The organism is Sulfurimonas sp. ST-25 (assembly GCF_048079205.1).
Taxonomy (GTDB): Bacteria; Campylobacterota; Campylobacteria; order Campylobacterales; family Sulfurimonadaceae; genus Thiomicrolovo; species Thiomicrolovo sulfuroxydans.
In genome coordinates this window covers 1,252,061-1,276,555 of the sequence record NZ_CP182225.1, presented here as the reverse complement: position 1 = coordinate 1,276,555, position 24,495 = coordinate 1,252,061, and the positions used below count along the sequence as shown (strand labels likewise).

Annotated in this window: 29 protein-coding genes; 12 read left to right on the top strand and 17 right to left on the bottom strand. The window is 58.3% G+C overall.

Annotated elements, in window-relative coordinates; genetic code table 11:
• From adk to ACM66T_RS06485, 3 genes are read left to right on the top strand one after another with little or no spacing between them, the layout of a single operon-like run.
• Positions 1–648, top strand: a complete 648-nt coding sequence (gene adk, locus ACM66T_RS06495; RefSeq protein ID WP_231018021.1) for an adenylate kinase — start codon at positions 1–3, stop codon at positions 646–648.
• A 50-nt stretch (positions 649–698) separates the two neighbouring features.
• Positions 699–1,439: a competence/damage-inducible protein A gene (locus ACM66T_RS06490; RefSeq protein WP_231018020.1), complete on the top strand. Its 741-nt coding sequence runs from the start codon at positions 699–701 to the stop codon at positions 1,437–1,439.
• Entirely contained in the window at positions 1,439–2,557 is a 1,119-nt protein-coding gene (locus ACM66T_RS06485; RefSeq protein WP_231018019.1) for a metallophosphoesterase, read from the top strand. The genes ACM66T_RS06490 and ACM66T_RS06485 overlap by 1 nt, the downstream gene beginning before the upstream one ends.
• Here ACM66T_RS06485 and ACM66T_RS06480 read toward each other — a convergent pair whose 3' ends face one another.
• Together ACM66T_RS06480 and ACM66T_RS06475 are read right to left on the bottom strand one after the other, a co-directional pair.
• Complete coding sequence (locus ACM66T_RS06480) at positions 2,558–4,258, bottom strand: potassium channel family protein (protein ID WP_231018018.1); 1,701 nt, start codon at positions 4,256–4,258, stop codon at positions 2,558–2,560.
• A 4-nt stretch (positions 4,259–4,262) separates the two neighbouring features.
• Positions 4,263–4,640 carry a DUF6394 family protein gene (locus ACM66T_RS06475; protein WP_345986747.1) on the bottom strand — a complete coding sequence of 126 codons (378 nt, stop codon included), beginning with the start codon at positions 4,638–4,640 and terminating at the stop codon, positions 4,263–4,265.
• 111 nt (positions 4,641–4,751) lie between these two features.
• Between ACM66T_RS06475 and ACM66T_RS06470 the strand changes: the two genes are divergently transcribed.
• Positions 4,752–4,952, top strand: coding sequence for a hypothetical protein (locus ACM66T_RS06470; RefSeq protein WP_231018016.1), 201 nt, complete (start codon positions 4,752–4,754; stop codon positions 4,950–4,952).
• Here the strand turns inward: ACM66T_RS06470 and htpX are convergent.
• Both htpX and ACM66T_RS06460 read right to left on the bottom strand, forming a co-directional pair.
• Positions 4,949–5,821 (bottom strand): zinc metalloprotease HtpX, encoded by an 873-nt coding sequence (htpX, locus tag ACM66T_RS06465; protein WP_231018015.1) that lies wholly within the window; start codon positions 5,819–5,821, stop codon positions 4,949–4,951. The two genes, ACM66T_RS06470 and htpX, sit on opposite strands and share 4 nt — an antisense overlap.
• Positions 5,821–6,300 (bottom strand): ankyrin repeat domain-containing protein, encoded by a 480-nt coding sequence (locus ACM66T_RS06460; protein ID WP_416768916.1) that lies wholly within the window; start codon positions 6,298–6,300, stop codon positions 5,821–5,823. The genes htpX and ACM66T_RS06460 overlap by 1 nt, the downstream gene beginning before the upstream one ends.
• A 172-nt stretch (positions 6,301–6,472) precedes the next feature.
• Here ACM66T_RS06460 and ACM66T_RS06455 point away from each other — a divergent pair, with 172 nt between their 5' ends.
• Positions 6,473–7,669, top strand: a complete 1,197-nt coding sequence (locus ACM66T_RS06455; RefSeq protein WP_231018013.1) for a tetrahydrodipicolinate N-succinyltransferase N-terminal domain-containing protein — start codon at positions 6,473–6,475, stop codon at positions 7,667–7,669.
• An 18-nt stretch (positions 7,670–7,687) separates the two neighbouring features.
• On the opposite strand, the gene ACM66T_RS06450 is transcribed toward ACM66T_RS06455, so the two are convergent.
• From ACM66T_RS06450 to ACM66T_RS06420, 7 genes are all read right to left on the bottom strand, one after another.
• A complete protein-coding gene (locus tag ACM66T_RS06450) occupies positions 7,688–9,034 on the bottom strand; it encodes an SH3 domain-containing C40 family peptidase (RefSeq protein WP_231018012.1) in 1,347 nt (448 codons plus the stop codon).
• Positions 9,035–9,063: 29 nt separating this feature from the next.
• Positions 9,064–9,723: a LexA family transcriptional regulator gene (locus ACM66T_RS06445; protein WP_231018011.1), complete on the bottom strand. Its 660-nt coding sequence runs from the start codon at positions 9,721–9,723 to the stop codon at positions 9,064–9,066.
• Between the two features lie 238 nt (positions 9,724–9,961).
• Complete coding sequence (locus tag ACM66T_RS06440) at positions 9,962–10,120, bottom strand: hypothetical protein (protein ID WP_231018010.1); 159 nt, start codon at positions 10,118–10,120, stop codon at positions 9,962–9,964.
• A complete protein-coding gene (locus ACM66T_RS06435) occupies positions 10,117–10,587 on the bottom strand; it encodes a tRNA (cytidine(34)-2'-O)-methyltransferase (protein WP_231018009.1) in 471 nt (156 codons plus the stop codon). Before ACM66T_RS06435 ends, ACM66T_RS06440 begins: the two co-directional genes overlap by 4 nt.
• Positions 10,588–10,716: 129 nt before the next feature.
• The gene (purU, locus tag ACM66T_RS06430) at positions 10,717–11,553 is read right to left on the bottom strand and encodes a formyltetrahydrofolate deformylase (RefSeq protein ID WP_231018008.1); all 837 of its coding nucleotides are present in this window, start codon (positions 11,551–11,553) and stop codon (positions 10,717–10,719) included.
• A complete protein-coding gene (leuB, locus tag ACM66T_RS06425; RefSeq protein WP_231018007.1) occupies positions 11,550–12,620 on the bottom strand; it encodes a 3-isopropylmalate dehydrogenase in 1,071 nt (356 codons plus the stop codon). The genes purU and leuB overlap by 4 nt, the downstream gene beginning before the upstream one ends.
• A complete protein-coding gene (locus ACM66T_RS06420; protein ID WP_231018006.1) occupies positions 12,617–13,123 on the bottom strand; it encodes a 3-isopropylmalate dehydratase small subunit in 507 nt (168 codons plus the stop codon). Before ACM66T_RS06420 ends, leuB begins: the two co-directional genes overlap by 4 nt.
• 244 nt (positions 13,124–13,367) lie before the next feature.
• On the opposite strand from ACM66T_RS06420, the gene rpoD reads away from it, so the two are divergent.
• On the top strand, positions 13,368–15,227 hold the full coding sequence (rpoD, locus tag ACM66T_RS06415) for an RNA polymerase sigma factor RpoD (RefSeq protein WP_231021208.1): 1,860 nt from the start codon (positions 13,368–13,370) through the stop codon (positions 15,225–15,227).
• On the top strand, positions 15,227–15,913 hold the full coding sequence (locus tag ACM66T_RS06410) for a hypothetical protein (RefSeq protein ID WP_231021207.1): 687 nt from the start codon (positions 15,227–15,229) through the stop codon (positions 15,911–15,913). The genes rpoD and ACM66T_RS06410 overlap by 1 nt, the downstream gene beginning before the upstream one ends.
• 8 nt (positions 15,914–15,921) lie before the next feature.
• Here ACM66T_RS06410 and ACM66T_RS06405 read toward each other — a convergent pair whose 3' ends face one another.
• From ACM66T_RS06405 to hemL, 3 genes are read right to left on the bottom strand one after another with little or no spacing between them, the layout of a single operon-like run.
• Entirely contained in the window at positions 15,922–16,461 is a 540-nt protein-coding gene (locus ACM66T_RS06405; RefSeq protein WP_416768915.1) for a hypothetical protein, read from the bottom strand.
• On the bottom strand, positions 16,418–16,774 hold the full coding sequence (locus ACM66T_RS06400; protein WP_231021205.1) for an AtpZ/AtpI family protein: 357 nt from the start codon (positions 16,772–16,774) through the stop codon (positions 16,418–16,420). The genes ACM66T_RS06405 and ACM66T_RS06400 overlap by 44 nt, the downstream gene beginning before the upstream one ends.
• Positions 16,774–18,057 (bottom strand): glutamate-1-semialdehyde 2,1-aminomutase, encoded by a 1,284-nt coding sequence (gene hemL, locus ACM66T_RS06395; RefSeq protein WP_231021204.1) that lies wholly within the window; start codon positions 18,055–18,057, stop codon positions 16,774–16,776. The genes ACM66T_RS06400 and hemL overlap by 1 nt, the downstream gene beginning before the upstream one ends.
• A 146-nt stretch (positions 18,058–18,203) precedes the next feature.
• On the opposite strand from hemL, the gene ACM66T_RS06390 reads away from it, so the two are divergent.
• Positions 18,204–19,118 (top strand): energy transducer TonB, encoded by a 915-nt coding sequence (locus ACM66T_RS06390; protein ID WP_416768914.1) that lies wholly within the window; start codon positions 18,204–18,206, stop codon positions 19,116–19,118.
• Here the strand turns inward: ACM66T_RS06390 and ACM66T_RS06385 are convergent.
• Genes ACM66T_RS06385 through ACM66T_RS06375 form a run of 3 tightly spaced genes read right to left on the bottom strand, consistent with a single transcriptional unit; the run spans position 19,115 to position 21,616 of the window.
• Positions 19,115–20,359, bottom strand: coding sequence for a dicarboxylate/amino acid:cation symporter (locus ACM66T_RS06385; protein WP_231021202.1), 1,245 nt, complete (start codon positions 20,357–20,359; stop codon positions 19,115–19,117). The genes ACM66T_RS06390 and ACM66T_RS06385 overlap by 4 nt on opposite strands.
• Positions 20,356–21,291 (bottom strand): HpcH/HpaI aldolase/citrate lyase family protein, encoded by a 936-nt coding sequence (locus tag ACM66T_RS06380; protein ID WP_231021201.1) that lies wholly within the window; start codon positions 21,289–21,291, stop codon positions 20,356–20,358. Before ACM66T_RS06380 ends, ACM66T_RS06385 begins: the two co-directional genes overlap by 4 nt.
• Positions 21,278–21,616 (bottom strand): c-type cytochrome, encoded by a 339-nt coding sequence (locus ACM66T_RS06375; RefSeq protein ID WP_231021200.1) that lies wholly within the window; start codon positions 21,614–21,616, stop codon positions 21,278–21,280. The genes ACM66T_RS06380 and ACM66T_RS06375 overlap by 14 nt, the downstream gene beginning before the upstream one ends.
• Before the next feature lie 61 nt (positions 21,617–21,677).
• On the opposite strand from ACM66T_RS06375, the gene folD reads away from it, so the two are divergent.
• From folD to rpiB, 4 genes are read left to right on the top strand one after another with little or no spacing between them, the layout of a single operon-like run.
• Positions 21,678–22,535: a bifunctional methylenetetrahydrofolate dehydrogenase/methenyltetrahydrofolate cyclohydrolase FolD gene (folD, locus tag ACM66T_RS06370; protein WP_231021199.1), complete on the top strand. Its 858-nt coding sequence runs from the start codon at positions 21,678–21,680 to the stop codon at positions 22,533–22,535.
• A complete protein-coding gene (gene lepB / locus ACM66T_RS06365) occupies positions 22,532–23,353 on the top strand; it encodes a signal peptidase I (RefSeq protein ID WP_231021198.1) in 822 nt (273 codons plus the stop codon). The genes folD and lepB overlap by 4 nt, the downstream gene beginning before the upstream one ends.
• Entirely contained in the window at positions 23,340–24,017 is a 678-nt protein-coding gene (locus tag ACM66T_RS06360) for a site-2 protease family protein (RefSeq protein ID WP_231021197.1), read from the top strand. The genes lepB and ACM66T_RS06360 overlap by 14 nt, the downstream gene beginning before the upstream one ends.
• Before the next feature lie 16 nt (positions 24,018–24,033).
• Positions 24,034–24,489 carry a ribose 5-phosphate isomerase B gene (gene rpiB, locus ACM66T_RS06355; protein ID WP_231021196.1) on the top strand — a complete coding sequence of 152 codons (456 nt, stop codon included), beginning with the start codon at positions 24,034–24,036 and terminating at the stop codon, positions 24,487–24,489.
• Positions 24,490–24,495: the final 6 nt, after the last annotated feature.

The window sequence follows — 24,495 nt, the reverse complement described above, 5'->3', positions numbered from 1 at the left end:
ATGAAAATCATTCTACTCGGCGCACCCGGCGCAGGCAAAGGCACCCAGGCACAGTTTCTGACAAAGGCGTTCGATATCCCGCAGATCTCCACGGGGGACATGCTCCGTGCCGCGATCAAGGCTGGGACGGAACTGGGGAAACTGGCGAAATCCTTCATGGACGCGGGCAAGCTCGTCACCGACGAGATCATCATCGGCCTCGTTAAAGAGCGTATTACAGAGGATGACTGCAAGAACGGCTTCCTGCTTGACGGTTTCCCGCGCACCATCGCCCAGGCGGATGCACTGAAAGAAGCGGGTGTTGCCATTGATGCCGTTATCGAGATCGACGTCCCCGACTCCGAGATCGTCAGCCGCATGTCCGGCCGCCGTGCCCACCTGGCGTCGGGCCGTACCTACCACGTCGTTTACAACCCGCCGAAAGTCGAAGGCAAGGATGACATCACCGGTGAGGAGCTTGTGCAGCGCGACGACGACAAAGAAGAGGTCGTCCTCGACCGTTTGCGCGTCTACCACGAGCAGACTGCACCGCTGATCGGCTACTACACGGCCGAAGCCGAAAACAACAGCGCCGTCACCTATATCCGCATCGACGGAACCCAGCCGATCGACACGGTCCAGAGCACGATCCTCTCCGCGCTGAAATAAGCGCCGGGCGGTTCCGCCCTCCCACCCTTTTCAGACGCTATAATACCCCTATGAATACGCCAAACTTCTATGCCGTCATTATCGGCACCGAGATCCTTAACGGACGTCGGAGCGACAAGCACTTCGCCTTTCTCAAAGAAGCCTTGGAGCCGTACGGGCACGCCCTTTACGCCTCCCTCGTTATCAAGGACGATGCTGCCCTGATCGAAGCGACCTACAGGATGATTCTCGCCGATCCGGATGCCGTCCTCTTCAGTTTCGGCGGGATCGGTTCCACCCCCGACGATCTGACCCGTCCCATCGCGGCCAAAGTCTTTACCGACAAGCCGCTGCGGCGCCACTTCCAGTTCGAGCAGGATATCATTGAGCGTTTCGGTGACGAGGCCCGTCCCCACCGTGTCCGTATGGCGGACCTGCCCGTCGGCGTCACCCTGCTGAAAAACCCCGTCAACAATATGTCCGGCTTCTCATTGGAGAACCGCTACTTTTTCGTACCGGGATTCCCGGAGATGGCGCACCCGATGATCGAGGCCGCCATCAAAGGACACTTCTCCCAGCCCAAACGCCTCCATCGCCGCACATTGATCGCCGAGACAAGCGAGAACACGCTCATCGACGTCATGAAAAAGGTGCCGGAGGCGATCGAGTTCTCTTCGCTTCCGATGCTGCGAGACGGCGTCGCCCGTGTCGAGATCTCCGTTGCCGGCAGCGAAACACCCGCCGTTGACGATGCGTTCGCGCTCTTTACCGACTTCCTGCATGAGGCAGAGATCGCCTTCCAGATCACATGATGCGCTTTTTGCTCTTCGGATTCGTCTTCACCGCCGTCATGGGCGCGCTGAACCTCTACGCCTACCGCCGTTTCTTCCGACGGCTTCACTTCGGCAGGGCCGGTGCGTGGAAAACCGTCGCCCTCTCCCTCTTCGTCGTCGAGGTCCTTTTCGTCTTTCAGACCCTGACCCACCTCCTGCCCGATTCACCCCTGCTCTATTACCTTCTCAGCAGCAGCGTCGGCGTTACCTTCATCCTCTTTTTTGTCGCCCTCGTCTACGACCTGATGCATACGGCCGCGGAGCGCATCCCCTTTCAGCCCGAACGCCGCCGCTTCATCAAGATCGGTTTTGACCTCACCATGATCATCGCGGCGGTCAGCTACCTTCTTGATGGGCTGATCGGCGGTCTGCGCCGTCCGATGCTCCGTTTTGAGCAGATCGCACTGGGCGAAACGGATGCAAAGCCCTTCCGTATCGTCCAGCTCAGCGATATGCATATCGGCCTGGACATCCGCAGGGAGTTCGTTGAATCATGCGTGACGCGTACCAATGCGCTGCGCCCCGACATGGTCGTCATCACCGGCGACCTTGTCGACAGGAAGATCGAACACGTTGCCGCGGAACTCGAACCGCTCAAAGCGCTGCAGTCCCGCTTCGGCACCTTCTTCATTACCGGGAATCATGAATATTTCCACGGCGTGGAGGCCATTGTGGCGCACCTGCGCAATGCACTGGGTATTACCGTGCTTGACAATGAGAGCGTGAAGATCGCCGAACGGTTCAACCTCGTCGGTGTCAACGACCTGATCTCCAAACGGATGGGGGTGATGCCTTACGACGTCGAAGCCGCCTTCGGGGATTGTGACCCTGCGCTCAAAACGATCGTCCTCTCCCATCAGCCCAAAAGTACGCGGATTATGCAGCACAAGGCGTACGACCTGATGCTCAGCGGTCACACCCACGGCGGGCAGATCTTTCCCTTCGGCCTGCTCGTGATGATCGACCAGCCCTACCTCGCGGGACACTACCGCGTCGACGCGGACAAACAGATCTACGTCAGCCGGGGCACGGGCTACTGGGGACCGCCGCTGCGGGTGCTCGCTCCCAGCGAGATCAGCGTGATCGATATCGTCTGATCAGCGTCCCGTATGCAGGCGGCAGCTCACCGAGGTGGCGCAGCTTTTACCCTCGAGGACATACTGCAGCTCGTAGAGGTTTTCCATGCTGTAGGCGATATCCTCGAATGACTCCCTGTCCCCGGCAAAGAGCAACTGGTCGCCGATCTGGAGCGGCATCCCCGGGTCCGGAAGTAGAAAATCCTCATCGCCGCGCCGCAGGTAAAGCGCAACGGCGCGGTTGCAGTAGCGGTGATCTTTACGGCTGCGGAGCAGGATCTCCAGCTCAGCTGTTTCCCCTTTTTCCAGGTGGCGGCAGAGCGCGTACGCATGCTCTTCGTCGACGACGGTCTCCAGCTTGTCGGGATTGTCGCCGATGATCTGTTTGAGGGTGATGATGAGGCCGTCCCCCCACTCCGCGCCCTTGTTCTTGATGAGCTGCAGGAAACGTTCGCTGAGCGGCCGCGCGATGGCGATGTAGGTCTGGTTGATCAGCAGGTTTTTGACGATCGTCACGCGGTCGATGTCCGCGGCTTTGAAGACACTGTCGTCGTGGATGTTGTTCTGGCGGGCAACCGTAAAGATGTTCGGGTTCAGTTTTTTCGCCGCCATCACGATGCTCAGGTTGATAAAGTCGTCGTTCATGCCGGCGATGATGCAGGAGGCCTCTTTGACCCCGGCATCGAGCAGGAGTTTCTTGTCCTGCCCCTCCCCTACCATGATGTGGACATCGTCCTTGCGCATCTGGCGCACTTTTTTGGGGTTCGTCTCGATAAAGACGTACTCGATGCCGGCGCGCTTGAGCGCAATGCGCAGCGCCTTGCCCATCCGCCCGTAGCCGCAGACGATGTATTTGCCCTCGGTGGGGATCATGTCCCGGGGATGCAGCTGCAGCGGTTCGCCGTAGATCCACTGCTCCAGCATCAGCAGCGAGGGCGCGCGCAGCCCCATATAGAGCCGCTTGGCCACGATTTTGAAAGGGTTTTCGACGATCTCTATCCCGATGGTATTGAGGTTCTCCGCGTACTCCTCGTACGTCGCCTCGACGATCACCTTTACATGGGGATTGAGCAGTTTGGCCGCCATGGCCGTATGCAGGTTCATCGCGTCGTCGCTGGAGAGGGAGACGACCGCCTGGCATTCGGGTTTGTTGATGCCGGCCATGCGCAGCACGTCCGGGTCGTTGATGTCGCCGTGCAGCGCCGGGATCTCCAGCGTATAGTTCGCCAGGACCATTTCGTCTATGCGCATCGCGTCGTTCTCGATGACGACGGACTGTATCCCTTCGTCGCTCAGTTTACGGATAATGCTTTTGGCCAGGAGGTTGTAGCCGACGAAGATGATAAAAGGTTCGCGGATGCCGTGGATTTTGCCTTTGAACTTCGAGAGGTCGATCTGGGATGCGAGCACCTTGTCCTGCATCAGGGCGACGATAGCGCCGATGGCGTAGAACCATCCGATGACGGAGAGGTAGATGGAAAAAGAGACCCAGAGACGCTGCGGGTAGGTAAAACTGTAGGGTGTCTCCCCGAAACCGATCGTCGATGCGGTATAGGTGACAAAATAGAAGGCGTCAAAGAAAGTCAGATGGTAGGGCTGGCCCTGCTCGTCCACCCCGGGGATAAGTACCATCCCAAGGATGGAGATTCCAAAGGTCGTGATCAGTACAAACATCGGCACCCGCAGGCGCCGGATGATCAGGAAAAGCGCGGTATTGTCCACGGCCTCAGCGCTTCGATTTGATGGTTTCCGCCGTAAAGAGGATGACGGAAACGATATTGGCGATCATGGCCCCGCCCGAGAGCGAGATGATCGCGACGACCACCTCCGTGTTCATGCCGACGACGTATTCGCCGAAGGCCCAGACCGACGCGGAGCTGATGAGCTGGATATCGGCCACCAGGCTGGTCGCCAGCAGCACGGCGCCGATCTGCGTCTTGTCCCCCAGTTTGTAGACAGTCGCGATCAGGTTGAAGATGATCGCCGCAAAAAGCTCATACCGGCTGTGCTCGGCAATGACCGTCGGTTCCCCGTAAAAGAAACCGAAGTTCGTCGTCAGCGCGAGAATAATGAAGAAGCCGGAGATAACGTTGGACAGGTTCATAAACACTCCTTGGTAATCATTCTATTCTCCCCTCTTTTAAAAAGGCTTTAACCGCCGAGGCCTGTTTGACGCATTGGAAAAATTACTATATAATTTTGTATATAATTAATATTGGATGATATCATGAAGCCGAAAAATGAGATAACCCGCTCGCTCATCGTGGATAAAGAGGTCTGGAACGAAAGCATGAAATACGCGCGGCAGCGCTATAAAATGAGCCTGAGTAAAGTCGTCGAGCACCTGCTCGAAGAGTGGTTGAACAAAGAGAAACGCAAGCCCCTCGAGAACGAACGGCAGGAGAAGCTTTTTTAGCGGTAGTGGCGCTCGAAATGTTTCGGACTCTCCCCTGATTTGAGGAGCTCCAGACGGGCGATGCGCTGCTCTGTCGTCGGGTGGGTGCGGAATAGCTCCCCGAAAGAGAGCCGTTTGCCGGCGAAGGGGGAGACGATGAAGAGGTGGGCATTCTCCGGGGTCGCGCCCTGGACGCTGCCGCGGGTATTGTAGGTCTCAAGTTTACGAAGGGCCCGCTGCAGCCACTCGGGGTGCCCCGTGATCCGGGCGGAACCGGCATCGGCCATAAACTCCCGGGAGCGGCTTATGGTCATCTGGATGACGCTGGCCGCCAGGGGCAGCAGCAGCGCCAGTGCGATCATGACGATGGGGTTGCGCCCGCGGTTGTTACCGAACATCGCCCCGAACTGCATCATATTGGCGATCATCGCAATGGCACCGGCGATGGAGGCGGCTACCGTGGCAATGAGCATGTCCCGGTGCTTGACGTGGGAGAGCTCATGGGCCATGACCGCTTCGACCTCCTCATCGTCAAGCATCTGCAGCAATCCCTCGGTAATGGCGACGGCGGCGTGTGCCGGGTCGCGTCCCGTGGCAAAGGCATTCGGGGTCTGCTCGTGGATGATATACATCGCCGGGACCGGAAGGTCCGCCTTGTGCGCGAGGGAGCTGATGATACGGTAGAGACGAGGGTTCTGCTCCGGCGTGCCCGGTTCGGCGTGGTAGTGCCGCAGCAGCATCTTGTCCGAATAAAAATAGGCGTAGAAATTCATCCCGCCGGCAAGCAGCAGGCCGATCAGCGCCCCGTTCATGCCGCCGAAATAGCCGCCGAGCATCACGAACAGCACCGCCAGCGAGGAGAGAAGAAAGACGGTTTTGATCTGTTCCATCACTCTGCCCCCTCTTCTCCCAACAGGCCGAGCATCTGTTTGCGGTGGGTCTTGCGGGCGTAATCGGCGCCGGTCAGCCCGAGCTTGTCCGTTATGGCGGTGTCCGCTCCGTTTGCCATGAGAAGCTCGACAATCTCTTTGCGGTTATAGCAGACGGCGGCCATCAGCGGGGTAAAGCCGCTGGCCCGGCGGGTCTCGTTGACATCAATCCCTTTCTCGATGATCTTGCGCACCATGCCCGGGTTGTTATAGGTGATCGCGACATCAAAGACGCTGACCCCTTCGTCGTCGGCATCAAAGAGATCCGCACCGGCCCCGACCAGCAGCTCCAGCAGTTCGTCGCTGCAGCGCAGGCGCAGCGCCTGGGCGATCACCGACTCTCCGTGTTCGCTTTTTTCGTTGACGTCGGCGCCCTCTTTGAGACTTTTCTTGACACCGAGATAGTCATCCGACTGTAGTAACGTCGACCAGTTGCTCATTGCTTCAATCCTTTGCGAAAGTATAACACCGCAACTTCTAACCGACAGCTTCGGTTTTGCATCAATGAAGCGCCTTAATACGCGCCTTAGAAAATCCCGCTGCCAAGTCAGATGCAGGGTTATCAGAGCTGGTCTGTGTTAGAATTCCGAAAAAATTCAAGGAACCTGCTCTATGGAAATGATTGAAACTGCAGACGCATTCAAGGCCAAAGTGGCTGACATTCAAAACGGTGAAGGGTACAAGGCACCGGTCGCCTTTGGTATCTGCCGGGTCGATTTCGGCCAGCTGAACACCGACAAGATCCTGCAGGCGACCTACCCGGTCGTCAACTGGGATGAGAACTTCGGCAGCGCGGCGATCTTCATGGAGGCGCTCAAAGAGAGCGGCTGCCCGGTCGACATCAGCGGCGACGAGGCGATCTGCAACGTCACCCTGCCTTTCCTCGAGAGCTGCCTCAATGCCTTCACGCCCTATGCGGACGAGGCCTACGGCGATGCCCACAAGAACATCCAGGTCATCTCCGCACTGTACAACCAGATCAAAGAGAGCGGTATGCGCGACGGCGAGTTCCGCGTCGTCTTCATCTTCAACGATGCGCCGTGCCAGAGCGTCGAGGCGACCTACCTGAAGCTCTACGCGATGTCCCTGGGCAAAGTCGCCCTGCGCAGCATCAACCTGAACGGCGCGTTCGGCGCGCTGCCGAACGTCGCCTGGAGCGACGGCCAGCCGATCGAACTCGACTGGCTCCGTGAAAACGAGATCGAGCTCAAGTTCTCCGGTCAGTACCCGCACATCGATTTCGTCGACAAATTTCCGCGCTTCCTGCAGCACATCATCCCGGCGGACAATACCCGTATCCTTGAAACGTCCAAGGTCCGCTTCGGTGCCCAGCTGCACGCCGGTACGACCGTTATGCCGGGGGCAAGCTACATCAACTTCAATGCCGGTACGACGGGTGTCAGCATGGTCGAAGGGCGCATCTCCAGCTCCGCGGTCGTCGGCGATGGTTCCGATGTGGGCGGCGGCGCTTCCATCCTCGGTGTCCTCAGCGGCACCGACGGCAACCCGATTTCCATCGGCAAGAACTGCCTCCTCGGCGCGAACTCCGTCTGCGGTATTCCGCTGGGTGACGCCTGTATCATCGATGCGGGCATCGCCATCCTCGAAGGGACGAAGTTTCTCATCGAATACGAAGAGCTCGAGAAGATCAAAGCCGCCAACCCGGGCGTCGAACTGGAGGGCGACTGGTTCAAAGGGAAGGATCTCGCAGGCCTTAACGGCATCCACTACCGCCAGGACTCCTTTACCGGCGAGATGATCGCTCTGCGCTCCCGCCGCGAGGTCAAGCTCAACGCCGACCTTCACTAAGTACCGCCTCCGCGGTACCTACTCCGCTTCCTCTTCAAAAACGAAATTCATACTTTCCACTTTATGCAGCAGTGAGTATTCGTCGCTGTACCCGTCCAGTTCATGCCCCAGGCGCAGGGATGAGATCACGGTCTTGCCGATAATATGGCGGCCGAAGTTCCCCTCGTCGTCAACGGTTTTGACGCCCCAGACCGTATGAAGCACCGCAGGCTCGCCGTCGTAGACGCCCAGGTAGAGCAGAATGTGCCCTTTGAGGTAGAGCAGCGTCTCGAAGGGTCTCCCCTCCTCGGCGATCTTGGCGAGTTTCGCGGCATCGTCAAGGCCTTCGAAAGAGACGACTTCCCCGAGCCTGGACTGCTTGTAGGAGTTGCGCGGCATCCAGAGGCCGAAGGGGGCGAAGATGTCCCGCAGCGTCGAGGAGCAGTCCCGTTCGCCGTACAGCCCGCCCCAACCGTATTTCGTCTGCATCATCGGTGCAATAACCCGGCGCATGTTTTCGCGGGTGAAGGTGAGCGGGAGCGGTGCCGCCGCTTCCCGCGGGATCTCTGCGGTCCCGGCGTGGCCCGCCGGGTCGACGCGCCACTGCGCCGCGCTTTTTTGCTGCAGCGGCAGGACCATGCCCACATACCCTTCGAACATATAGCGTCCCCGCAGGGAGTGGATCGGCATGCGGTCTTCGAGCAGTCCCAGCAGAGGCTGTGCCCGCAGGACCTCCCGCTCCGCTCTGCCGACGGGGGCAATGCGGTCGACGGGGACCCAGCCCGTCGCGTAGGAGGTCATGACGTAGGCCCATGCCCCGCTTCGGGAGTAGTGCGAAATATAGAGCGGTTCGCCGGCGAAAACGGTACTGTTCTGCAGATAATCAAAGGGGAACCCCTCCCCGGCCACCGAGGGGTCGCGAAACAGGGGCTTCTCCGTCGGGAAGTTGCGCAGATCCAGGCGGCGCAGCGCCACGGCACGGCCGGCAGTGCTGCCGTACGCCTGCCAGTTCGCTTCGCGCAGCATCGCATAGAACCATGCCTGCGAGAGTGGCTGGAGGTTCTGTCCGTAGGCGTTTTCGGGACGGTAGACATCAAAGGGCCACTTAACCTCTTCGAGCGCTTCGGGCGTATACGCGTCGTCCCACACCTTGTAATAGGTGCTTTCGTACCCTTGTTGTACCGGCAGCGTTGCGTTGCGCTCCTGCAGCCGGATAAGGTAGGGATCGATCGTCTGGGGGAAACGCTGAAGGTCCTCGACGCCGGCGAGAGGGGGAAGCGGCGTTTCGGCCGCCGTGTCCCGGAGCATTTTGGGGGTACAGCCGCCCAGCGACAGGGCCAGGAGGGCTGCCGCCAGGGCGGTCAAAGGGCGTGGGTGGGAAAACATCTTCTCTCCGGTTCCCGCCCCTGGGACGGTTAATCGACCTGACCGAACCGCCCGACAACGCGTCCGATGATCTCGATGGCATCGGGAGCGGCGGTCTGGACGGGGTACTCTTTATTGTCAGAAATAATGTCGATTTTACCATCTATTCGCTTGTGGAGGCGTTTGATGAAGAGGCCGCCTTCGGTATTGATGGTAAAAATCCCGCCCCGGCCGATATCCTTTTTGCTGCGGTTGACAAAGATGATGTCGCCGTAGCTGAAGGTCGGTTCCATCGAATCCCCGCTGACATTGATTGCCTCAATATAGCGCAGCTCCTGCTCCCCGCCGAGGGTCTGCACGAAATTTCCGCTCAGCATCATCGGTTCGGAACCCTCGTCGAACACATCCGCCCCGCCGCCGGCGGAAGCGCTGATCTCGCTGAAATAGCGGACCATGTAGAACTTGTTGGTCGGTTCGATCAGGCTTTCGGGTGACTGGCCGAAGAGCAGCCAGTTGATCGCGATGGAGCGTTTGGCGCAGAAGTTCAGCAGCTCTTCATAGGGGATCTTGTTGCGTTTTTTCAGGGTGGCAAAGTTCATTTGCGAGATCCCGAGCAGGGAGGCGACATCCTTGTCGAACACTTTTTTCCCCGGAAGCTCGCCGGAAACGATATCTTTGATCTCCTCGACGATGTCGGCAAACTCTTTCATCTTCAGCTCCTTCTTTTACGCGTTGTTTTGTATAGCATAATAGTATAGCGATGTAAGATCGTAGCAAAATTATATGTCAAATTGCAATATTTAAAAAGAAAGATGTCATGCAGTCCTACAATAGGTCAAATTAAATGACAAAGGGAGCTCCCATGGCACAGATGATCAGAAAAGCGGAATCATGGTTTGAGAAGTTTGAACACTCTCTGGAAAGATTGGCCGACAGGCTGCTCTGAGCCTAGGCCTTTGTGTCTGATGAAGCGGATTCCTCCTCCGCCTCTTTGCGTTTCTCCTCTTTTTCGCGCTCTTCGAATTTCTGGCGATGGTAACCGCCGAAAATCATAAACATGAAAAGCACAAAGAGGATCAGCATGATCGTATCGATTACCCCGTTCACATCATCTCCTTATAGGTCTCAAAGTTCTGTTCAATCGCCTTATAGAGGATAATCCCACAGCTGATCGCCAGGTTGAGGCTGCGCCCCTCCCGCGTCATGGGGATTGTCATGCAGGCTTCCGGATGCGCGTTGAGAAGCTCGGCGGGGATCCCGGCGGTCTCGCTGCCGAAAAAGAGGTAGTCCCCTTCCCGGAAGGTATGCTCGAAATAGGGCTGCTCCGTCTTGGTCGTCGCCAGGTGGTACCGCGCGGCATCGGGGTGCGCTGCGGTAAACGCCTCCAGGCTCTCCCAGACATGCAGGTCGATCTTGTGCCAGTAATCCAGCCCCGCCCGCCGGACCGCCTTTTCGCTGATATCGAATCCCAGCGGCTCGATCAGGTGCAGCGTGGCACCCGTGTTGACGCAGAGGCGCCCGATGGCGCCGGTGTTGTTGGGGATCTGCGGATGGACAAGAACGATGTTAAACATGAGTGCCTTTAAAAGCGCAAAGCGCGTGGGCCTACTGCCGATGCAGCAAAGCGGAATTCCGCAGCAAAGCGAGGACAACGTGCCTTAGCGGCAGCGTAGACAAATGGACTTTGTTCATTTGGCGTTTAGTTAAAAAATAACGGTCCTGTTCCCGTAAACGAAGATGCGGTCCTCGAGGGCCAGGCGTACGGCCCGGGAGAGGACGATCTTCTCGATATCGCGTCCGAGACGCTGCATCTCCTGCCAGTTGTGGGCATGGTCGACATGCTTGACGTCCTGGGAGATGATCGGCCCTTCGTCGAGGTCGTTGTTGACGAAGTGCGCCGTCGCTCCGATGATCTTCACCCCGCGCTCATACGCCTGTTTGTAGGGGTTTGCCCCGATAAACGCCGGCAGGAAAGAGTGGTGGATGTTGAGGATCTTGTTGGCGTAGGCCTCGACGAAATTCGGGGTGAGGATACGCATGTATTTCGCCAGGACGATATAGTCGATCTCGCCGAAAGCGGCCAGGCACTCGAGCACCTTCTGTTCGTGATCGTCGCGGCTGAGCCCCTCGTGCGACACCGTATAGAAAGGAATGCCGAACTTCTCGATCAGCGGTTCAAGCAGGTCGTAGTTGGAAACGACGCCGAGGATGTTGGCGTCGAGTTCGCCGGCCTCGTAGCGGATCAGCAGGTCCCCCAGGGCGTGGGACTCCTTTGTGACCATCAAAACGATGTTCTTCTTCTCCGGGGAGACGATACGCAGGTTCGCCTTTTCCGGCAGCACGGCGCGCAGTTCCTTCTCCAGGTCGTTGCCGTCGATGAAGCCGCTGACGACGCTGCGCATAAAGAAGAGGTTCGTTTCGCTGTCGACGAACTCGCTGTTGGAGAGGATGTTCAGGTCGTACTTGAAAAAGATGCTCGAGACTTTATAGACGAGCCCTTTTTCGTCACGACAATCGATCAGTACCCGGTACTCTTTCATTCTTTGGCCGCGTAGTTGGCGATGATGTCACCCATTTCACTGGTGGAGCAGAGCTCTTTGGCATCGTAGTTGGCGAGGTCGCGCGTACGGTAGCCGTCTTTGAGGGCATGCTTGATGGCCGCGTCGATACGGTCCGCCGCCTCGTTTTCGCCCAGGGCGAAGCGGAGCATCATCGACGCGCTGGCGATCGTCGCGATCGGGTTGGCGATCCCCTGCCCCGCGATGTCCGGTGCCGAACCGTGGATCGGCTCGTACACGCCGATCTTCGCGCCGACGGAGGCAGAGGGGAGCAGCCCGATGGAGCCCGAGAGCATGCTCGCCTCGTCGCTGAGGATGTCGCCGAAAATGTTCCCCGTCAGGATGACGTCAAACTGTTTCGGGTCGCGGATCAGCTGCATCGCGGCATTATCGACGTACATATGCGACAGGGAGACTTCCGGGTACTCTTTGGCGACCTCTTCGACGGTCTCGCGCCACATCTGGGAGACGTCGAGGACGTTTGCCTTGTCGACGGAACAGACCTTTTTGCCGCGTTCCATCGCAATCTTGAACGCCGTGTGGGCGATGCGCACAACCTCCGGCTTCGTATAGACCATCGTGTTGTATGCCTTGTCCCCTTCCCAACCTTTGGGTTCGCCGAAATAGATACCGCCGATCAGTTCACGCACGACCATCAGGTCGACGCCTTTGACGACTTCGGGCTTGAGGGAGCTGGCGTTGACCAGTTCGTCATAGACGACGGCCGGGCGGAGGTTGGCGAAAACGCCGAGCTCTTTGCGGAAACGCAGCAAGCCGCTCTCCGGACGCTTTTCGCGCGGCAGGTTGTCCCACTTCTCACCGCCGATGGCGCCGAAAAGGACCGCGTCGGCATTCAAGGAGACGTTGATCGTCTCCTGGGGCAGCGGATCGCCGGTGACGTCGTAGGCGCTTCCGCCCATCAGGACCTCTTCATAACGCATGGAAAAATCGAACCGGGCGGCAACGGCATCGAGCACCTTGACCGCTTCGTCGATGATCTCGGGACCGATCCCGTCCCCCTTGATCAGGGCAATGTTATAGGTTTTCATGCTTTTCCTCCTGCTTTGATCTCTTCTTCGGCATAATTCATCAGGCCGCCGGCGGAGAGCAGCTCCTGCATAAACGGCGGGATCGGCGTAAAGGCGTAGCTCTTGCCGGTCGTCTTGTCCGTGACAGTCCCTTTGTCCATGTCGACGGAGACGATATCGCCTTCGGCAATCTCGGCGCTCTCTTCGAGTTCGAAGATCGGCAGTCCCATATTAAAGGCGTTGCGGTAGAAGATGCGGGCAAATGTCGGGGCAATCACTGCGGCGATCCCGGCGGCTTTCAGGGCGATCGGGGCATGTTCGCGTGACGAACCGCAGCCGAAGTTGTTGCCGGCGACGATAATGTCGCCCGGTGCCATTTTCGAAACGAAATCGGGATCGGCGTCCTCCATTACATGCTTCGCGAGTTCCTTGGGATCGGAAGTATTAAGATAGCGTGCGGCGATGATCAGGTCCGTATCGATATCCTGACCGAACCGCCAGACTTTTCCTTCGAGTGTGCTCATAGAAGATCCTGCAGTTTTTTGGTGCGATTATATCCAAAATCCCTCAAAGGGGGTTGAATGACGGGATATATTAAATAATATGTATCCTTTATTTCTTTCCGTTTCCATGAAGGAAAGCAAAGACTAAGCCATCATAAAGTATAATCCCCACTTAACTCAAAAAACCCACGAGGCCTGGCCCACCCCGATGGAGGGGATAAGCCGATACGCCCCAATATTACTTATTCCAGGAGCTTTTCACCCGATGACCGCAAAAGAACTCAATAAAGCCCTTGAAACCCTTTTTGTCGAACACCAATCCGAGAATTGTATCACCTACGAAACGATCGCGGAGCTTTTTGAGAAGAATCCGACATCCGCCCAGGCAAAAAGCATCCTGAAACTTGCCGAAAAGAACAAACGCTGCCTCTATACCGCTTCGGAGCACGCCAAGCTCATGAACGAGCAGGAAGCCGAAGCGCGGCGCGATGCTCAGCGCAAACTGATCGAAAACGCCAGCGGCGAGGAGTTCGACATCCTCAAGCAGCACGAGCTGATGGAGTGGTCCCGCTCCGATTCGCCGGTACGGATGTACCTGCGCGAAATGGGACAGATCCCGCTCCTGACCAAAGAGGAGGAGATCGAGATCTCGAAAAAGATCGAATTCGGTGAGAGCATCATTATCGACGCGATCTGTTCCGTCCCCTACCTGATCGACTTCATCCTTGACTATAAAGAACCGCTCATCAATCGCGAACGCCGTGTCAAAGAGCTCTTCAAAAGCTTTGAAGACGAAAAAGACGACGGCGACGGCGACGACGACAATGACAGCGATGACGATGAGGGCGGCGAAAAGAAGGTCAGCGCGAAAGATAAAAAGCGCGTCGATCTCGTCGTCAGCAGCTTCAAGGCCCTCGAAAAAGCGAAAAAAGAGTGGCAGAAAGCCTCCGAAAAACTGCCTGAAGGCGTCGAGAACGGCGACATGAACGAAGAGATCGTCCACTTCTTCCTGACGGCAAGCTTCAAAAAGAAGATTCTCAAAGAGAAGCTGCTTGACCTCGGACCGACGTCCAAGCTGATCAACGAGCTCGTCAAATCGATGGAGACCTCCCTCAAGAGCGACGAAGGGTTTGAAAAAGAGCTCAAGCGCCTCGAGTACAAGCTTCCGCTCTTCAACGATCTGCTCCGCAAGAACCACAGAGAGATCCTCGATAACATTACAGAGCTCTCCAAAGAGGATATCGCGGCACGGGTCCCCGAAGCGACCATGGTCGGCACCTATATGGAGATCAAGAAGCTGATCCAGACCAAAGAGGCCTCCAAGGGCGGCTTTAATATGGAACCGGAAAAGCTCTCGGACATCCTCGAGCAGATCAAGCGCGGTAAGGCGATCTCCGAGACGGCCAAGACGCGGATGGCGAAATCAAACCTCCGTCTCGTCGTCTCCATCGCCAAGCGCTATACCAACCGCGGCCTCCCCTTCCTCGACCTGATCCAGGAGGGGAACATCGGTCTGATGAAAGCCGTCGACAAGTTCGAGTACCAGAAAGGGTACAAGTTCTCCACCTATGCTACCTGGTGGATCCGGCAGGCGATCAGCCGCGCCATCGCCGACCAGGCGCGTACGATCCGTATCCCGATCCACATGATCGAGACGATCAACCGTATCAACAAGATCATGCGCAAATACCTGCAGGAGAACGGCAAAGAGCCCGATGTCGAGACGATCGCCGAAGAGGTCGGCCTCTCCGTCGAGAAGGTCAAGAACGTCATCAAGATCACCAAAGAGCCGATCTCCCTCGAGGCACCGATCGGTAGCGAAGAAGACGGCCGTTTCGGCGACTTTATCGAGGACCGCACCTCCCTCTCGCCTTCCGACGCGATCCTCAAAGACGACCTCAAGGTTCAGATCGAAGGTGTGCTCGAGCAACTCAACGAGCGCGAAAAAGCCGTTATCAAGATGCGCTTCGGGATCATGGACGACGAAAGTGACCGTACCCTTGAAGAGATCGGCAAAGAGCTCAATGTCACCCGCGAACGCGTCCGCCAAATCGAAAGCAGCGCGATCAAAAAGCTCAAGCACCCTAAAGTCGGCCGCAAACTCAAGAACTATATCGAGGAATAATGACCTTCGAACAGCAGTGGATCGAATACGATTTCAACCCCTATATTCTCTTCAGCGCCTCAGGCAAGGTCCTCTCCGTCAATGCGGAGGGACAGTACCTGCTCGGTGCCGTCGACCGTCTGACGCTTTTTGAACTTGCCACGACCTACGCCAGCCCCTCTTTCGGGTTTAAAACGACCTTTATGGAGCTGGAGTACGGCCGCTTTAAAATCTTCGGGATCATGGTCGGGTACGTCAACGAAGAGGAGATCGGTATCCGCTTTTTCCAGACCCCCTCTTTCCAGTTCTCACGTCCGGAGATCGAAGGCGAGCTGGTCAACATCTACTCGCTCATCGACCTCTGCATCGCGACGAACTCCATCGGAAACAAGTCGGCCTTCCACAAGGACCTGGACCCGACGATGCCCGAAACGCGTCTCAACACCGACCAGTTCATCCGCCTGCTCAACAAGATGTACGAATCCTTCGGCGGCAGTGAAACGATCACGACGAAACTCGCCTTCCGTATCGGGGAGTACATCCTCTATGAGGAGAAAAAGTACACCTTCTTCTCCCTCAAGGTGAGCGGAAACGTTTTTGACGAAGTCTACAAGTCGGCGATTGAACAGATGTGTAAGAAGAACCACCTCTTCTGCGAGGTGGGCAAGAAATCCGTCACGGTCAACATCCCCATTATTAACCAGTAGACGGTCAATCAGCGGGAGGCAAAAAGCGCCTTGCCGCTCAAAAACCCCGCCACGATCCCCGCTGCCAGTCCCGGTAGGAAATACCAGAGTGAAAGCATATTGTTGTTTTTAAGGGCGATAAACCCGAGGACCAGAATGCCGTACGGTACGAGGCGGTAAACGGAGAGCAGTGCCGGCGTCGATTTGGAGACGTTGCGCACGGTCGCCTTGCTCGCCTTCAGTCGCGCCTTCTCCTCCTTAATGACATCCTTGAGCGGCTTCTCCTCCTCAAACTCCTCTTCGCTTTCGCTGTAAAGGTCATAAGGGTCGTCGATCTTCTCGACGAGATCATCCTGGTGCACTGCCGTCTCGTTTTCGAGGTTGCGCTGCACGAGTTTGCGGTAGCTGTAAAGCGAACCCAGCAGGATCAAAAACGCGGAAACGAACGCGATCTGGGCATTGAGGAAGGCCGCCTTGGAGACGGCGAGCAGGCCGTACAGAAGGATATGAACGGCGAGGAAAGGACTAATAGTGCTTCGCAGCGTCGTCATCGTCATCGTCGTCGTCACCTTCCAGGGTTTTGGGGTTGTAGCGCGGATTTTTGGAGAGCTCTTCGAACTCTTTATACTGTTTCGAGTAGGCCTTGAAGACGTTCAGGAAGGCCGCGGCGATCCCGATGACGACGCCGACCCAGAGCAGCCAGGTAATGCCCGTCAGCTTTTTGAGACCGATACCGAGCGCCACCCCGATCAGCACGGCCACGACCATCGAGATACCGAGCGAGAGCGTTTCCGCCCCCTCGACAATCGGCTTGAGGCGCGGCTTGCGCTCTTCGGGTTCTCCGTTCTCCGGGGTCAGGCCCGTCAGGTGCTTGTCCGCCATCAGAGCGCCTCCATCACTTCATCCGCCGCGCTGATCGTTGCCTCGATCATCTCGTCGGTGATCTGCGTACAGATAAAGCCTGTCTCGAACTGCGAACAGGCAAAATAGAAGCCACGCGACAGCATGCCGGCGTGGAAAGCAGCGAAACGCTCCAGATCCGACGCCGCCGCATCGTCAAAGTTCTTAACCGGTTTGTCATTGAAGAAGAAGCCGAACATCGAACCGCGCACGTCCGTCTTCAGGGCAATACCGTGCTTGTCCGCCACTTCTGCAAACCCCTCCATCAGGCGTTTGGCACGCGCTTCGAGCACGCTGTAGAGCTTGGCGTTGCTGCGGAGTTTGCGCACGGCGGTGATCCCCGCCGCCATCGCTACCGGGTTGCCGCTGAGCGTTCCCGCCTGGTACACTGGCCCTTCCGGGGAGAGCTTCGCCATAATCTCGGCCTTGCCGCCGAAGGCGCCGACCGGCATCCCGCCGCCGATGACCTTGCCCAGCGTCACCATATCCGGTGTCGTCCCCGTGATGGACTCGGCACCGTGCAGGGTCGCGCGGAAACCGCTCATCACCTCGTCGAAGATCAGCAGCGCACCGTGGGCGTCGCAGAGCAGGCGCAGTTCCGCCAGGAACTCCTTGTCCGCGGGGACAAGCCCCATGTTGCCGGCAATCGGCTCAATGATGATACAGGCGATGTTGTCCGAATCCTCGAAGCATTTGCGCACGCTCTCGATGTCGTTGTATTTGGCCAGGAGGGTATGCTTGGTAAAGTCCGCCGGGACGCCCGGGGAGCTCGGGTTGCCGAAGGTCGCGAGGCCCGAACCGGCCTGCACCAGCAGGGCGTCGCTGTGACCGTGGTAGCATCCCTCGAACTTAACGATGTCGTCTTTGCCGGTATAGCCGCGCGCCAGGCGGATGGCGCTCATGACCGCCTCGGTCCCGCTGGAGACGAAACGGACTTTGTCGATGCTCTCGAAAATCCCGATGACCTCTTTGGCCAGTTCGCTCTCGGAAAGCGTCGGCGCCCCGAAACTGAGGCCATGGCGGACCGCGTCGCAGACCGCGTTCTCGATCGCTTCGTCGCGGTGGCCGAAGATCAGCGGTCCCCAGCTCTGGACATAATCGACATAGGCGTTGCCGTCGATATCGTAGAGGTGAGCGCCCTCGCCCTTTTCAATAAAGAGCGGGGTTCCGCCGACGCTTTTAAAGGCGCGTACCGGCGAATCCACACCGCCGGGAATCAATGTCTGTGCTTCTTCAAATGCCTGAATCGAGGATGTAATGTTCATTGACCGTCCGTGAAAGGGGCGCTTACGCGGCGCTGTCGCGCAAAAGCCCCTGAATTTTCCCGCCATTATAGCAAATGGGTTATAATTCCCCCACTTTACACATTGGCCGACACACCCTGCCTCGGCTGGAAGGAAACACCGACCCGATGAGCCGAAGTACCGCCGCCCTTATTATTGCCGTACTCTTCCATCTGCTCATCCTGGTGCTTTTCCTGCTGCTGGGCTACATCTTCGTCACCGAGCCGGTCGAACCGAAACTCCAGGAGCACCGGATCAAGATCGCACTCAAAGAGCGCCCGAAGGCCAAGGAAAACGCCGCGCTCCCGAACAAGCGCCCGCCGGCGGAGAAGATACCGCCGATGCCCAAAGGTAAGCAGCTCGAAAAACTTCCCCAGGCCCAACCGCTCCCGCAACCGCAACAGCAGCTGCCCGTCACGCAGCCGACGCCGGTCAAACCACAGCAGAAGATCCCGACCCCCAAGAAGATCGCCGAGCCGCAGAAACGGGTCGCCAAAACGGAACCCGTGCCACCGGAAAAGCCCTATATCCCTTTTATGAAAACACCCGAACCGAAAACGGCCGAGGCCAATGCCACCGCGGTGCCGACGGAACATAAAAACCTCTTTGCCAAACTGTCACAGAAACAGAAGAACGTCGAACAGAAAACTGCCGCCAAATCAGCGAATGCCCGGCGCGAAAGCCGTATCCCGGACGATATCCGCGAGGCCTACGGCGATGCGTTCGGAAAACTGAGCGAAGGGGAACAGAAGTACCTGCTTGACAACCAGGAGATCATGCGCAGCCTCACCCAGACCCAGCTCAACGCCACCGGCAGTACGATGATCCCCAATAACATGCGTGTCAACGACTACAACATCGTCGAGTTCTACCTCCACCCCGATGGCAGAATGACCGATTTCCGCACCGTGCGCAACAGCGGCTTCTTCCTCCTTGACGAGGTCACCAAGGAGACAATCGAATCGGTCTATTGGAAGTACCCACGGCCCGAGCAAAAAACGCTGGTACGCTACAAATTCGGCTACTACCTGCGCGGCTATTAAGCGCTGCGCTCCCGGGCCGTTTCCCCAAGCGCTTCTTTGCGCGTCGTAACGTCGACGATCTTCGTGACCATCAGGTCCGAGGTGACGTTAAGGGAGGTGCGGAACATGTCCAGTACCCGGTCGACGGCGACAATAAGGCCAATATAGTCCGCCGGCAGACCGATCTGGTTCAAAATAACGACCATCATCACCAGCGAGGCGCTCGGCAGCGCCGCGACACCGACGGAGAGGGCCACGACAGTCACCCCCAGCAGCACCTGGTCGCCGAAGGAGAGCTCCACCCCGGCGAGGGTCGCGATATAGAGCACCGCCACGACCAGGTAGGCCGCCGTCCCGTCCATGGAGACCGTCGCGCCCAGCGGCAGCACGAACCCGGCGCTCTCCCGGCGCACCCCGCCCTTCTGCTCGCTCACCTCGATGGAGACCGGCAGTGTCGCCGCGCTGGAGGCAGTGGAAAATGCAAGCAGAATCGCTTCCTTGACCTGTCCCATATAATGGTAGGGGTTAACGCGCGCGAAGAAGGCGACAAGCGACGGCAACGTCACCAGCCCGTGCAGCAGAATCACTCCGATGACGACAAGCATATATTTCCAGAGCCCGAGAATGACGTCAACCCCCTCGTCGGCAACGACATAGGCGATCAGGCTGAAGACGCCCAGAGGCGTCAGTTTGATGACCCATTCGGCCATCTTGAGCATCGCGTTGTTGACGCCCGTAAAGAAGTCGAGCATCAATCCCTGGTGGTGGTCGCTGAGATAGAGACTGGCGATCGCGAAGAGGATGGAGAAGACGATCACCTGCATCATCGCCCCGTTCGTCAGGGAGGCGAAAACGTTCGTCGGGATGAAGCCAAGCAGCATCGCTTCGAATGAGAAGGGTTTGATCTCGTGCGCCTGCGCGAACGCGACCCCTTCGGCGGAGACCGCTTCGCCAATGCCGAGAACGTTCATGACGACGATCGCCAGCAGGACTGAAAGCGCCGTCGTGAGCAGGTAGAGACCGATAGTGCGCAGCCCCATATTCTTGAGATGGTGCAGCGTCCCCAGCCCGGCGATGGCCACGAAGATGCTGGCGAAGACCAGGGGGACGACGAGCATTTTCAGCAGGGCGACGAACATCTGGCCGATGATCCGCTGCGCCAGGGCCAGTTCGGGGAAGAACGCGCCGAAAAGCGCTCCCAGAACGATCCCGGCAAGGATGAGCCCGTTCGTCGACGCGAGCGCCGCGCGCAGCTGCGTCACTCCGTACCCTTCAGCAGGGCGAGCGCCCCCTTGTAGATCGGTTCGTCGACGAAACCGTACACCTCGTGCGTGAAGCCCGTCACCCCTTTGGCGCGTTCGGCCTCGAAAAGGGCGACGATCTCCCGTGCCCGCAACAATGCCGCCTCGTCCCGGCCGAAGGCCGCCATCACCTGTTCGGCCTGTTTCGGCGCAATGCACCCCTTGGCGTCGAACCCCATTTCCCTTTCCAGTCCGAGCCAGGCGGCAAAGCCCGCTTCATTGCGGTAATCCTGGTAGACGAAGGAGACGGGTTTGACGCCGAGGGCGCGACAGGTGACGAAGAAGTGCGACAGCAGGTAACGCAGGGTCGGGTTTTCCGGGGCGATCAGCGCCTGGTCGAGCCCCAGGTCGGCGAAGAGGTCAAGGATGCCGAGGTAGAAGGTGCAGACCCGCGGATCGGTCCGTAAGCTTGCGAGGGCGAGCCACGCCTCCTTCGTCTCAATGGAGAGGTGGACTTCGATCGGTGCGGGTACCAGTGAAACGATCCGCGCCACCTCCTCCGCCGTACGGACCTTCGGGACGCGGATGGCGTCGGGCATATAAGGGGCAAGAAAAGCGATCTCCTCCATCCCGCCCTCGTCGAGGGGGTTGACCCGCACGACCAGTTTCTTGCTGCTTTGCGGCAGCCGGGAAAGCGCGAGGGCACACAGACGCAGCGCCACCGGCTTTTGTTCGGCCGACACCCCGTCTTCGAGGTTGAACATTACTGCGTCGGCGGACAGCTGCGGGATCTTCGAGAGATGCTTGACGCGGTGGGCGGAGAGCATCAGCGGCGCGTGAAATGCGGCAGAACCGTTCAGGGTACGGCGCCGCGGTGAGAGCAGCGCGTCAAGGGCGGCGATGTCGAGGGTCTCCGCGGCCCGCTCCAGTTCGGGAAGATCAGTTTGGAACATTGGCATCCTTTGGGTGCAGGTAACGGTAGAGGGTATGGCGCTCCTCCTCGGTCAGGAAGTAGCGCGGCATCCCTTTGACGCGGCCGTTGAGGGCCCGGTCGAAATCCTCGAAGCCGATAACGTTGATCGCCGGAGCGGTAAACGATTTGCGAACACCCTTGTCGGTATAATGGGCGATCACCTTCCCCTCGCCGTGTTCGCCGTGGCAGAGATTGCAGCCGATCCCCCTCGGATTGTGGTAGAGCTGCGCGGCGTATTCCTGCGGGGTGATGAAGGACTCCTCCGCCGCAAGCAAGGTCGCCAAAAACAGGAGCCAACGGGCCATTAAAAGCACCTTTTTATTGAAGTAGGGGTATATTATCAAAAAAATTATTAGGTCAGTTGAAATGCAGATACTCGACGGAAAAGCGCTTTCCAAGAAGATTGAAGAAGGTGTCGCCACCGCGGCTTCCGAACTCAAGGAACGGACCGGTCGCGTCCCGGGCCTCGCCGTCATCCTCGTCGGCAACGACCCCGCTTCCCATGCCTACGTCGGCATGAAAAAGAAGGCCTGCGACCGCGCCGGTTTCTACTCCGTCACCCACGAAATGCCTGAAACGATCTCCCAGGAGGCGATCGAACAGACCATCGAAATGATGAACGGCAACCCCAACATCGACGGTATCCTCGTCCAGCTCCCGCTTCCGCCGCATATTGACACGACCCGCCTGCTCGAACTCGTCGCCCCGCACAAGGACGTCGACGGTTTCCACCCCTATAATGCCGGCCGCCTAATGACGGGGCTGGACGGCTTCGTCCCCTGTACCCCGCTGGGCGTCATGGAGCTCTTCGCCGAGTACGAGATCGACCTCACGGGCAAAGACGCCGTCGTCGTCGGCGCCTCCAACATCGTCGGCAAACCGATGGCGGCCCTGCTGCTCAACGCCAACGCGACCGTCACGATCACCCATATCCATACCAAAGACCTCAAAGCCCATACCCGCAACGCCGACATCGTCCTGGTCGGGGCCGGGGTCATCAACCTGATCAAGGAGGATATGGTCAAAGAGGGGGCCATTGTTATTGACATCGGTATCAACCGCGCACCGGACGGCCGCCTCGTCGGTGACGTCGATTACGAAAACGTCGCGCCGAAATGCTCCTACATCACCCCGGTGCCCGGCGGAGTCGGCCCGATGACCATCGCCATGCTGCTGAAAAACACCCTCAAAGCGGCCGAGATGCACGCACAAGAGCGCCAATGAAGACGAAGGTCAAACACGCCGCCAAAGCGGCCTACCGCTTCTCCAACAGCTGGACGGGAACGGTCATTATCGTCCTCTTCGTCATCTTTTTCGTCGCCCAGGCGTTCCGCATCCCCAGCGGTTCCATGAAAGACTCCCTGCTCATCGGCGACCACCTCTTCGCCAAAAAGTTCGCCTACGGCATCTCTACCCCGCACATCCCGTTCCTGGAGATCCCGCTTATTCCGGGCACCGACGGGCACATCATCGACGGCGACACGCCTCAGCGCGGGGACATCGTGATCTTCCGCTACCCCAACAACACGACCCTGCACTACGTCAAACGCTGCGTCGCGACCCCGGGGGACGAGCTCTTCGTCTTCAACAAGGATCTCTACCTCCACCCGGTCGAAGGGGACGAGTATATTCGCCAGCACTACACCTTCACCCACGAACTCAAGGAGTTCGACGGCCGTCTCTGGGTCAAGAACCCCTACATGAAGGATCATCCGGGCATCCACCACGATCCCTCCATCATTGATGACGGCCGCTACCCACAGCCCATCTTCAATTTCGGACCGGTCCAGGTACCCGAAGGCCGCTACTTCATGATGGGCGATAACCGCGATCACTCCAACGACAGCCGCTTCTGGGGCGCCGTACCCTACGGCCTTGTCGAAGGGACGCCGTGGTTCATCTACTTCAGCATGGACGACAACTACGAGATCCGCTGGGACCGCATGTTCAAAACCCCCGAGGACCTCGAACAGTCCCCCTACCTGGAGCGCGCGGTCGCCGAACGCCAGCGCGAAGAGGGCCAAGACCGTGGACTCTATTGATCTGCTGAAAATCGCCGCGGCCGTCATTGCACTGGCCATTGCCATTATCGGCCACGAGATCATGCACGGCTGGGTCGCTTACCGCTACGGCGACACGACGGCCAAGCATGCCGGGCGCCTCTCCGTCAATCCGCTGATCCACATCGACCCCATCGGGACGATCCTTGTGCCGCTGATGATGTATTTCATCCCCGTGCTGCTCGGCATGGGCGGCGGGTTCCTCTTCGGCTGGGCCAAACCGGTACCGGTCAACATGCGCACCGTTATCACCAACGGCGGCTACAATGCCGCCATGCAGGTCAGCCTCGCCGGCATCGCCTACAACTTCGCCCTGGCCTCCCTCTTCGCCGTCTTGCTGACAGGGATGCACCAGCCGGTTCAGAGCGACGGACTGGGCTATATTTTCCTCTACCTTATCGTCATGCAGCTGGTCTTTATCAACGTGCTGCTCGCCGTCTTTAACCTGCTGCCGATCCCGCAGTTTGACGGGGCGCATTTTTTAATGTTCCTCTCACTCAAACTCGGCCTAAACAACATCGCCATGTGGTTCCAGCGCCTGGAACCCTACGGTATGTTTATCGTCATCATCATCTTGATCACGCCGCTGAGAGAGTATGTACTTTTCATGCCCGTCCAGTACGTGCTGCATCTGCTATTATCTTAAACCGAAGGAGTACTCCATGAAATTCTACATTGCTACCGACCACGCCGGACTCGACCTTAAAGACTACACCGTCGAACTGCTGAAAGCCAAAGGCCACGAGGTCGTCGATCTCGGTCCCCACAGCAAAGACCGCGTCGACTACCCCGACTTTGCCGTCAAAGTCTGCAACGCCGTGCTCACCGACGAGGAAGATGCCGACGGTATCCTGATCTGCGGTTCGGGTCTGGGGATGAGTATGGCCGCCAACCGATTTTCCGGCATCCGCGCGGCTCTTTGCCACGACGCCTATACGGCGACCATGGCCCGCGCGCATAATGATGCCAATGTCCTCTGCTTCGGCGAGCGTGTCGTGGGCCGCGGGGTCGCGGAATCCATCATCGACGCCTGGGTCGCGGGCGCCTTTGAGGGCGGCCGCCACGCCGGACGCGTTGCAAAGATCGAAGCCGTCGGCGGCTGCTCGGCCTCACTGTAAGGCCGT